This window comes from Variovorax sp. 01T439_2 (assembly GCF_056398445.1).
In genome coordinates, this window is sequence record NZ_JBFTPJ010000698.1 from 1 (window position 1) to 4,638 (window position 4,638).

Here is a 4,638-nt window from a genome sequence, read left to right on the forward strand (position 1 = left end):
GCGCACCACGCGAGCCCCGGCAGCGCGCGCGAGCCCAGCGACGTGAACGAGCTGCCCCAGACCCTGCACTGAAGCGATGACCGCCGCCGCGCCGAATTCTTCTTCCTCTTCCCTGCACGCGGCCATGGGCTACATGGCGCCGCGCTGGCTGCCCGGCGGCAACCTGCAGACCATCTGGCCGGCGCTCTATGCGCGCCGCTTCGAGGGCTCTGCGCCGGCCTACCGCCGCGAGCGCTGGACCACGCCCGACGGCGACTTCATCGATGTCGACTTCATCGATGCGGCCTTGCCCGGCCCGCAGCCGCTGCTTGTGCTGTTCCACGGGCTGGAGGGGTCGTCGCGCAGCCACTACGCCGAAGCCTTCGCGGCCTTTGCCGCCGCGCAGGGCATGGCCTTTGCCGTGCCGCATTTCCGCGGGTGCAGCGGCGAGCTCAACCTGGCGCCTCGCGCCTACCACTCGGGCGACTACGAAGAGATCGGCTGGATCCTGCAGCGCATGCGCGAGCAGCATGCGCAGCGCGGCGGCGGCCCGGTGCTGGCCGCGGGCGTCTCGCTCGGCGGCAATGCGCTGCTGCGCTGGGCCTGCGAGGCCGGCGACACGGCCCGCGCCTCGGTGAATGCGGTGGCTTCGGTGTCCGCGCCGCTCGACCTGGCGGCCGGCGGCGCGGCCATTGGCCGCGGCTTCAACCGGCTGGTCTACACGCGCATGTTCCTTGCCACCATGAAGCCCAAGGCACTGGCCAAGCTGGCGCAGTTTCCGGGCCTGTTCGACCGCGAGCGGCTGCTTGCGGCGCGCGACCTCTATGCCTTCGACGACGTGTTCACCGCGCCGCTGCACGGCTTTCGCAACACCGACGACTACTGGGCCCGCGGCTCGTCCAAGCCGCACCTGAGGGCGATCCGCGTGCCCACGCTGGTGGTGAATGCGCGGAACGACCCGTTCATTCCGGCGCAGAGCCTGCCCGGCCCCGGCGAGGTCGGCCCGCATGTCACGCTGTGGCAGCCCGCGCACGGCGGCCACGTGGGCTTTCCGCTCGGGCCGCCGCCGGGCCATGTGCAGGGCATGCCCGAGCGCGTGGGCGGCTGGCTGGCCGGGTTTGCACCCTCCACGGCGGCGCAGGCGCGCGCAAAATAACGCCCATGGACGACATCGTCAAACAGGCGCTCGCCAAGTGGCCCAACGTGCCGCACTGCTACGGCTGGCTCGGCCTGGACGCGCGCGGCAACTGGTACATGCGCGACGACCGCACGCAGGCCGAAGGCGCCTTCCCCGCGGCCAAGGGCTCGATGCTGCGGCACGAGAAGCTGATCGACTTCATCCAGCGCAACTACGACCACGACGACGAGGGCCAGTGGTTCTTCCAGAACGGCCCGCAGCGCGTGTATGTCGAACTGGAGGCCGCGCCCTTCGTCTGGCGCATTGCCGATGGCGCGGGCTTTGCCGTCACGGCCCACACCGGGCAGGCGGCGGGCGCCATCTCGGCCTGCCTGCTCGACGAGCACGGGCGCCTTTTCCTGGCGGCGCCCCTCGGGGTCGGGCTGGTCCATACGCAGGACGTGGGCCTAGCCGCCGACGCGGTGGAGCAGGGCCTGTGGACCCCCGAGCCCGGCTTTCTCTTTGGGGGCCTGGGCCCGGTTACTTGCTGGCAGCCGCCGCGGGCGCCGAAGCCGCGCCATCGGCAGGCGCCGCCGCCGCCGCGGGGCGGTCGGGCACCGCGAACTTGGCGCCGCCGGCATTGGCCATGTAGACCACGGCACGGCCGATTTCGAGGTCTTCGAAGTCGCCGCCGCCCTGGGGCGGCATCGCGCCCTTGCCATGCAGCGCATGATCGAGCAGCGTTTCGTAGCCCTGGCCGATGCGCGGGCCCCAGGCTGCGGCGTCGCCGTAGTGCGGAGCGCCGGGAATGCCGGGCGCGCCGTGGCAGGCTGCGCACTGCGCCTTGAAGACGGCCTCGCCGGCTGCCAGCGGACGGTTGGCATCGCGGATCTCGATGGCGCCGACCTTCTTGAGCCGTTCGGCCACTTCGCGGTCGCGCGCATCCTGCGACACGCCGTACAGCGACATGTTGTCGCCCTCGGCCGTGCCCGCGGGCTTGTTGCCCGAAACCACATAGGCCACAAGGCCCACGATGATCAGGATGGGTGCTACGAAGGAGAAAAATACCGCCAGCAGCAGTTGCTTCGGGTTCTTGATCGGGCCGGTGTGGGCGTCTTCTGTGGCCTGGTAGTGCGGGTCTGCGCTCATTGGCGTCCTCAATAACGGGGGCTCGTCGGGGGGCTTTTTCGAATCAACCGGCGATTATAGAGAGGCCCTCCGCCCAAAGGACGCAAGGCCGCTCACCGTCCGTCGCGCGAAAGCCTCAGCCCTTGCTGCCGGGCGTGGCCCAGCCGCCGCCCAATGTCTTGTAGAGCGTGACCTGGTTCTGCAGCTGCAAGAGGCGCGTGGTGACCGCCGACTGCTGCGCCGTGTACAGCGAGCGCTGCGCATCGAGCAGGTCCAGCGCGCTGGCAATGCCGTTGCGGTAGCGCATGTCCGAGAGCCTGAAGCGCACCGCCTCGGCATCGGCCTGCGCGCGCTGCGCACGCACCTGCTCGCCCAGCGTGGCGCGCCCGGCCAGCGCGTCGGCCACTTCGCGGAACGCGGTCTGGATCGACTTCTCGTACTGCGCCACGGCAATCTCGCGCCCGGCCTTGGCCGAATCGAGCGTGGCCCGGTTGCGGCCCGCATCGAAGATCGGCAGCGTGACCGAGGGCGCGAACGACCAGGCCCTGGAGCCGCGGTCGAACAGGCCCGAGAACTCGCTGCTCGCGGTGCCCAGCGTGGTGGTCAGCGACACGCGCGGGAAGAAGTTGGCGCGCGCCGCRCCGATGTTGGCGTTGGCCGCAATCAGCTGCTGCTCGGCGGCGCGGATGTCGGGCCGCTCGGCCAGCAGGTCGGAGGGCAGGCCCGCCGGCACGTCGGGCATCGGCTTGACGCTGTCCAGCCCCTTGATGCCGCCCGCGGTGGCATCGGCCGGAACCGGCGCGCCCAGCAGCAGGGCGAGCGCGTTCTCGTCCTGCATGCGCGTGCGCTGCTGCTGCGCGTACGAGGCGCGCGCGGTCTCGGCCAGCGAGTTCGCGGCCTGGAAGTCGAGCTCGGACGACACGCCGTTGTCGAAGCGCATCTTGGTCAGCCGCACCGACTCTTCGCGCGTCACCAAGGTCTGGCGCGTGAGCTCGAGCAGCTCGTCGTCGGCAATCAGCGTGAGCCAGCCGGTGGCCACCGCCGCGATCAGGCTCACCTGCGCGGCCTTGCGCGATTCCTCGGTGGCCAGGTACTGCGCCAGCGCCTGGTCCTTCAGCGCGCGGATGCGGCCGAAGAAGTCGATCTCCCAGGCGGTCACGCCCAGGTTCACGCTGTACTGCGACGACACGCTGCCCGCGCTGCTGTCGAACGCCTGGTAGGGGTTGGGGCTCGAGCGCGAGCCGCTGCCCGTGAGGCCCAGCGCCGGGAACAGCGCCGCGCGCTCGATCTGGAACTGCGCGCGCGCCTGCTCGATGTTGAGCACCGACACGCGCAGGTCGCGGTTGTTTTCCAGCGCGGTGCGGATCAGCCCGTTCAGCCGCGAATCGGTGAAGAACTCTTCCCAGGGCACCGCGGCCGCAGCCTGGCCGGCCGGCTGCGCCGGGTCGCCCGGGAAGGTGGTGGGCACCGGCGCCGCCGGGCGTTCGTAGGTCGGAATCAGCGAGCAGCCGGCCAGCAGCATTGCCGCGGCCAAGGCTGTGGGAATCAGTTTCTTAGTCATGTGCTTTTTCTTCCGTGATGCCGGCTGCTTCCGCGTGCCGCTTGTCGGCTTCATGCTGGCGCGCACTGCCCTTGAACAGGCTGCGCACCACCACGAAGAACACCGGCACGAAGATCACGGCCAGCGCCGTACCCGTCACCATGCCGCCGAGCACGCCCGTGCCAATGGCGCGCTGGCTGGCCGAGCCGGCCCCCGAGGCAAGCACCAGCGGCACCACGCCCAGGCCGAAGGCCAGCGAGGTCATGATGATCGGGCGGAACCGCAGGTGGGCCGCGGCCAATGCCGATTCGACGATGCCCTTGCCCTGCGCCTGCAGGTCCTTCRCAAACTCGATGATCAGGATCGCGTTCTTCGCCGACAGGCCGATGATGGTGATCAGCCCCACCTGGAAGTACACGTCGTTCGAGTAGGCGCGCAGCATGGTCGCCAGCAGCACCCCCAGCACGCCCAGCGGCACCACCAGGATCACCGACAGCGGAATCGACCAGCTCTCGTACAGCGCGGCCAGGCACAGGAACACCGCCAGAATCGCAAAGCCGTACAGCACGATCGCCTGCGAGCCCGCGAGCTTTTCTTCGCGCGACTGGCCCGTCCATTCAAAGCCAAAGCCCTGCGGCAGCTGCCCGGCGAGCTTTTCCATCTCGGCCATCGCGGCGCCCGTGCTGTAGCCCTGCGCGGCGTCGCCGCTGATGCGGATCGCCGGGTAGCCGTTGTAGCGCACCGTCTGCGTCGCGCCCTTGACCCACTTGGTGGTCGCAAACGCCGACAGCGGCACCGGCTGGCCCTTGGTGTTGCTGGCGTTCAGGCGCAGCAGGTCGTCAGGCTGCATGCGCGCCGGCGCATCGGCCTGCAC

4 protein-coding genes and 1 pseudogene are annotated in these 4,638 nt (G+C 70.2%); 2 read left to right on the forward strand and 3 right to left on the reverse strand.

Annotated elements, in window-relative coordinates:
• Positions 1-124 precede the first annotated feature (124 nt).
• Entirely contained in the window at positions 125-1,135 is a 1,011-nt protein-coding gene (locus AC1DOC_RS26140) for a YheT family hydrolase (protein WP_038107951.1), read from the forward strand.
• Positions 1,136-1,140: 5 nt separating this feature from the next.
• Positions 1,141-1,605: pseudogene (locus AC1DOC_RS26145) on the forward strand (DUF2946 family protein); the annotation flags it as partial.
• A 31-nt stretch (positions 1,606-1,636) separates the two neighbouring features.
• Here AC1DOC_RS26145 and AC1DOC_RS26150 read toward each other — a convergent pair.
• From AC1DOC_RS26150 to AC1DOC_RS26160, 3 genes are all read right to left on the reverse strand, one after another.
• Positions 1,637-2,245 carry a c-type cytochrome gene (locus tag AC1DOC_RS26150; protein ID WP_015867594.1) on the reverse strand — a complete coding sequence of 203 codons (609 nt, stop codon included), beginning with the start codon at positions 2,243-2,245 and terminating at the stop codon, positions 1,637-1,639.
• Positions 2,246-2,360: 115 nt separating this feature from the next.
• Positions 2,361-3,785, reverse strand: coding sequence for an efflux transporter outer membrane subunit (locus AC1DOC_RS26155; RefSeq protein ID WP_015867593.1), 1,425 nt, complete (start codon positions 3,783-3,785; stop codon positions 2,361-2,363).
• Positions 3,778-4,638: efflux RND transporter permease subunit (locus AC1DOC_RS26160; protein ID WP_478130788.1), on the reverse strand; the 861-nt coding region annotated here is incomplete at its 5' end. The genes AC1DOC_RS26155 and AC1DOC_RS26160, both read right to left, overlap by 8 nt.

What these genes read in the sequence shown, in the direction of transcription:
- AC1DOC_RS26150 (WP_015867594.1), bottom strand. Translation starts at nt 2,245, where the DNA reads ATGAGCGCAGACCCGCACTACCAGGCCACAGAAGACGCCCACACCGGC.
- AC1DOC_RS26140 (WP_038107951.1), top strand. Translation starts at nt 125, where the DNA reads ATGGGCTACATGGCGCCGCGCTGGCTGCCCGGCGGCAACCTGCAGACC.